Below are 3,792 nucleotides of genomic sequence, written 5' to 3'. Positions count from 1 at the left end.
CCACCCACACGATCGCCCAGAGTGCGGGGCAGCCGCGGGGCGGCGAGCGCCGGAGGGCCAGCCGCCCCGCCGGCTGAGTCCGCTCCCCCTCGAGTCGCCCGATCGATCAGCCGCCGGCCGTCACCCGAACACGGTGATGGTCTGGCGGCTGATCGCCGTCAGTGCCCCATTTGGTCCCCACAGCATGGCGTGCGTGTGGGCGTACCCGTCGCGGGAGGCATCGGTGGTGGCCTCGTACGCGAAGACCGCCTCCGGCGGGATCGTGTCGGGGCCGACTTCCGAGACGAGCTCCAGCGTCCAGGTCAGACTGCTGGCGGGCGCGAACCCGGAGAGCATCTGGATGGTCGCCGGCGGCCAGGCGTCCGCGAGCACCAACAGGTGCTCCTCGTGGAACTCCTCCGGGGCCTCGCGCAACTGCGCCCAGCCCGACAGATCGCCGGTCTCGGCTCCGCTGAAGGGCAGGGCGCCACCCACCTGCCTCAACGCGAGGAACCGGTAGAACTCGGGGGTCACCTTCTCGATGTACGGAAACGGTTCGATCGTGCCGGGTTCCGGCAACTCCGGCACGGGATGTCGCGGCGCGACGGCGATGGTGGACTCGCGGTGCCGCCCGAACGCCGCCAGTGCCGTGGCGACGATCGCGCCCTTCTGTCGCAGGGTGGCCCGGGCCTGCGTCACGTTCTTCCCGACCCGGAGGATCTCCGCGTCGACCTCGACGCCGCCCGTCGTAGCAGGGCCGACGAACGAGACGGTGAATGATCTCAACGGGTGTAAAGAACCGGCGGCCACGCCGTCTCCCGACCCGGCCCCCACCCCTGACGGCGACGCATCCCTCACGCGGCCTTTGGCCGCCGCGAGCAGCAGGGCTCCGGTCAGTCCCCCGTAGATCGCCCGGCCCTGTGTCCACCCGTCCGCGATCTCCACGGTCCCACCGGCCGAGGCGGCCTCCAACATGCTCTTCAGCGACATGCCGGCCAGTCTGCCAAAGGGGTCAGTGGACCAGTTGGGCGCGCCCCTTCTGCCGGAGCGCAGCCAGTGCGGACGTCAGACCCGGCATCTTCGGCATCCGGTCGAACATCTTCTCGCTGCGGGTCTCCGCCGCGTCGTCGGCGGTCCGGTGGAGGAACCTGTCGGGCAGTGAGAGCCTCGCGATGGTGCGCCAGGACTGCAGGTACTGCTTCCACAGCGGTCCGCTCACGTAGGGCAGGTCGTACCGGTCGCACAACTCCCGGACCCGGAGCGAGATCTCCGCGTACCGGTTGGACGGCAGGTCGGGGAACATGTGGTGCTCGATCTGGAACGACAGGTTGCCCGACATGAGGCTCATGACCGGGCCGCCGTCGAGGTTGGCACTGCCGAGCATCTGGCGCAGGTACCACTCGGCCTGCGACTCGTGCTTCACGTCCTTGGCCGTGAACTTCTCGGCCCCGTCCGGGAAGTGCCCGCAGAAGATCACCGCGTTGGTCCAGATGTTCCGGATGATGTTCGCGGCGAAGCTCGCGGTCAGCGCCTGCCGTCCGGCCGGCCCGGCCAGAACGGGGAACAGGATGTAGTCCTTGAGCACCTGCTTTCCCGCCTTGCGCAGGAACGCACGGGCGGTGCGCTGGTCGGCCGGGCTGGCATCGGAGCCCGGGAGCGCGTCCTGGACACGGACCCCCTGCAGTCCGATCCCCCACTCGAATCCCGCCATGAGCGCGGTGTTGACGAGCAAGTTCGCGGAGAACCTGGGCTCCCACGGAATGTCACGTGTGACCCGCAGGACCCCGAACCCCACGTCGTCGTCCATCCCGACGATGTTGGTGAACTTGTGATGCAGATAGTTGTGCGTGTGCTTCCAGTCCGCCGAGCTGCCGACCAGGTCCCATTCCCACGTGGTGGAGTGGATCTCCGGGTCGTTCATCCAGTCCCACTGCCCGTGCAGGACGTTGTGCCCGATCTCCATGTTCTCGAGGATCTTGGCCACTGCCAGAGCCCCTGTACCCAGAACCCAGGCGGTCCGGTTCCGCGCGCCGAGGTACAACACGGCCCGGGCCCCGAGTTCGATTCCCCGTTGCAGCCGGATCACGCTGTGGATGTACCGGTAATCCCGGTCCCCGCGGGATGCCAACACATCGGCCCTGATCGCGTCGAGCTCCCGTCCGAGCTCGTCGATCTGCTCGGTAGTCAGGTGCGCGTACTCGCCTACATCAGAAATGGCCATGGATCAACTCTAGGCGCGCTCTCCGATTCGCGGCTACCGGCGAGTAGCAAGGAGGGTCGGATACGTGACCAAGGGCACGCGGCGACCGTCCTCTCAGGCAGCCCACGACCGGCGCAGGACCTCCAGCGATCCGTGCACCCGCTCACGGCTCGAGCCCACCGGGGCGATCATCAACTCGTCCGCGCCCGCGCGTTCGGCGAAGTCCGCCAGGTAGTCGCGGACCTCCGGCCCGTCACCCACCGCGGTGTAGGAGATCATGTGCAGGATCTGGCGACCGGCCGCCGATTCCATCACCATGTCCAGCTCCTCGTCCGAGAAGTGGCGTCCGCGTCCGGCCATGAGCTTGACGCGCTGACGGCGATACCAGTGCAGCTCACCTGCCGCTCGCTCCGTGTCGTCGTCGGCCACCACGTTGACCGCGGCGATCATGTACGGCTCGGCCAGCTGATCGCTGGGCTCGAAGCGGTCGCGGTACACCGCCGAGGCCTGCTCGAGCGCATCGGGCGCGAAGTGCGAGGCGAACGCGTAGGGCAGTCCGTACGCGGCGGCCAGCTGCGCGCCGAACAGGGAGGACCCGAGGATGTAGAGCGGGATCCTGGTCCCGCGTCCGGGCGTCGCCGTGATCCCGCGGGTACGGGCGAGGTCCGAGGGCGAGTCCCCCAGGAAGGCCTGGAGTTCACGGACGTCGTCGGGGAAGCGCTCGGCGGCCGACGGGTCACGACGTAGGGCGCGGAACGTCTGCGGGTCGGTGCCCGGGGCCCGGCCCAGTCCCAGGTCGATACGGCCCGGGTGCAGCTCGGCGAGTGTGCCGAACTGCTCGGCGATCACGAGCGGCGAGTGGTTGGGCAGCATCACCCCGCCGGACCCCAGCCGGATCCGCTGTGTCTGCGAGGCGATGTGCGCCATGAGCACCGCCGGGGCCGAGGAGGCGATGGACCCCATGTTGTGGTGCTCGGAGTACCAGACCCGCTCGTACCCGAGTTCCTCCGCCTTGCGGGCCAGGGCGACCGAGTCCCGCAGCGCGTCGCCGACGGACTGCCCCGGGCGGACCGAGGCGAAGTCGATCACGGACAGTGGCAGCGGGGAGGGGGTCATGACGGGTCCAACCCCCGTCCCGCGGGGCCTATTCCGTGCCGCGCCCGGACGGGGGCGGCACACTGGGGGGATGTCCGATCCCGGCTCCGGTCCAAGCTCCAGCTCCGTCGACATCGCACACCTGGTCTCGGCGATGCGCCGGACCGAACCGTTGGTGCACTGCCTGACCAACTCGGTGGTCCGTCAGGTCACGGCCGACGTCCTGCTCGCCGCCGGTGCGGCGCCGGCGATGGTCGACCACCCCGAGGAGGCCGCCGACTTCGCGGCCGTCGCCACCGGGGTGCTGATCAACGTGGGAAACCCGACGGCCGAACAGGTGGAGGGCATGCACGCGGCGATCGCCTCGGCCAGGGAACACGGCACGCCGTGGGTGCTCGATCCGGTGGCGGTCGGCGGGCTGACACTCCGCACCGGGCTCGCCACCGACTGGCTCGACCACGGTCCCGCGGCGATCCGCGCGAACGCCTCGGAGATCGTGGCGCTGGCCGGGGCCGGGG

4 protein-coding genes are annotated in these 3,792 nt (G+C 69.7%); 1 reads left to right on the top strand and 3 read right to left on the bottom strand.

Annotated elements, in window-relative coordinates; translation table 11 throughout:
* Nucleotides 1-120: 120 nt before the first annotated feature.
* From IY392_RS10365 to IY392_RS10355, 3 genes are all read right to left on the bottom strand, one after another.
* Entirely contained in the window at nt 121-969 is an 849-nt protein-coding gene (locus IY392_RS10365) for a thioesterase family protein (RefSeq protein ID WP_194861151.1), read from the bottom strand.
* Between the two features lie 22 nt (nt 970-991).
* The gene (locus IY392_RS10360; protein WP_107757642.1) at nt 992-2,200 is read right to left on the bottom strand and encodes an acyl-CoA desaturase; all 1,209 of its coding nucleotides are present in this window, start codon (nt 2,198-2,200) and stop codon (nt 992-994) included.
* Between the two features lie 93 nt (nt 2,201-2,293).
* Nucleotides 2,294-3,295 carry an LLM class flavin-dependent oxidoreductase gene (locus IY392_RS10355; RefSeq protein ID WP_182613672.1) on the bottom strand — a complete coding sequence of 334 codons (1,002 nt, stop codon included), beginning with the start codon at nt 3,293-3,295 and terminating at the stop codon, nt 2,294-2,296.
* A gap of 133 nt (nt 3,296-3,428) precedes the next feature.
* Here IY392_RS10355 and IY392_RS10350 point away from each other — a divergent pair.
* Nucleotides 3,429-3,792: hydroxyethylthiazole kinase (locus IY392_RS10350; RefSeq protein ID WP_375292910.1), on the top strand; the 364-nt coding region annotated here is incomplete at its 3' end.

It is taken from the genome of Dietzia sp. SYD-A1 (assembly GCF_015356725.1).
GTDB lineage: Bacteria > Actinomycetota > Actinomycetes > Mycobacteriales > Mycobacteriaceae > Dietzia.
This window is presented reverse-complemented; position numbering and strand designations above follow the sequence as displayed.

Excerpts from the sequence above, each read along its gene's own strand:
- IY392_RS10365 (WP_194861151.1), bottom strand. The coding sequence starts at position 969 with ATGTCGCTGAAGAGCATGTTGGAGGCCGCCTCGGCCGGTGGGACCGTG.
- IY392_RS10360 (WP_107757642.1), bottom strand. The coding sequence starts at position 2,200 with ATGGCCATTTCTGATGTAGGCGAGTACGCGCACCTGACTACCGAGCAG.
- IY392_RS10355 (WP_182613672.1), bottom strand. The coding sequence starts at position 3,295 with ATGACCCCCTCCCCGCTGCCACTGTCCGTGATCGACTTCGCCTCGGTC.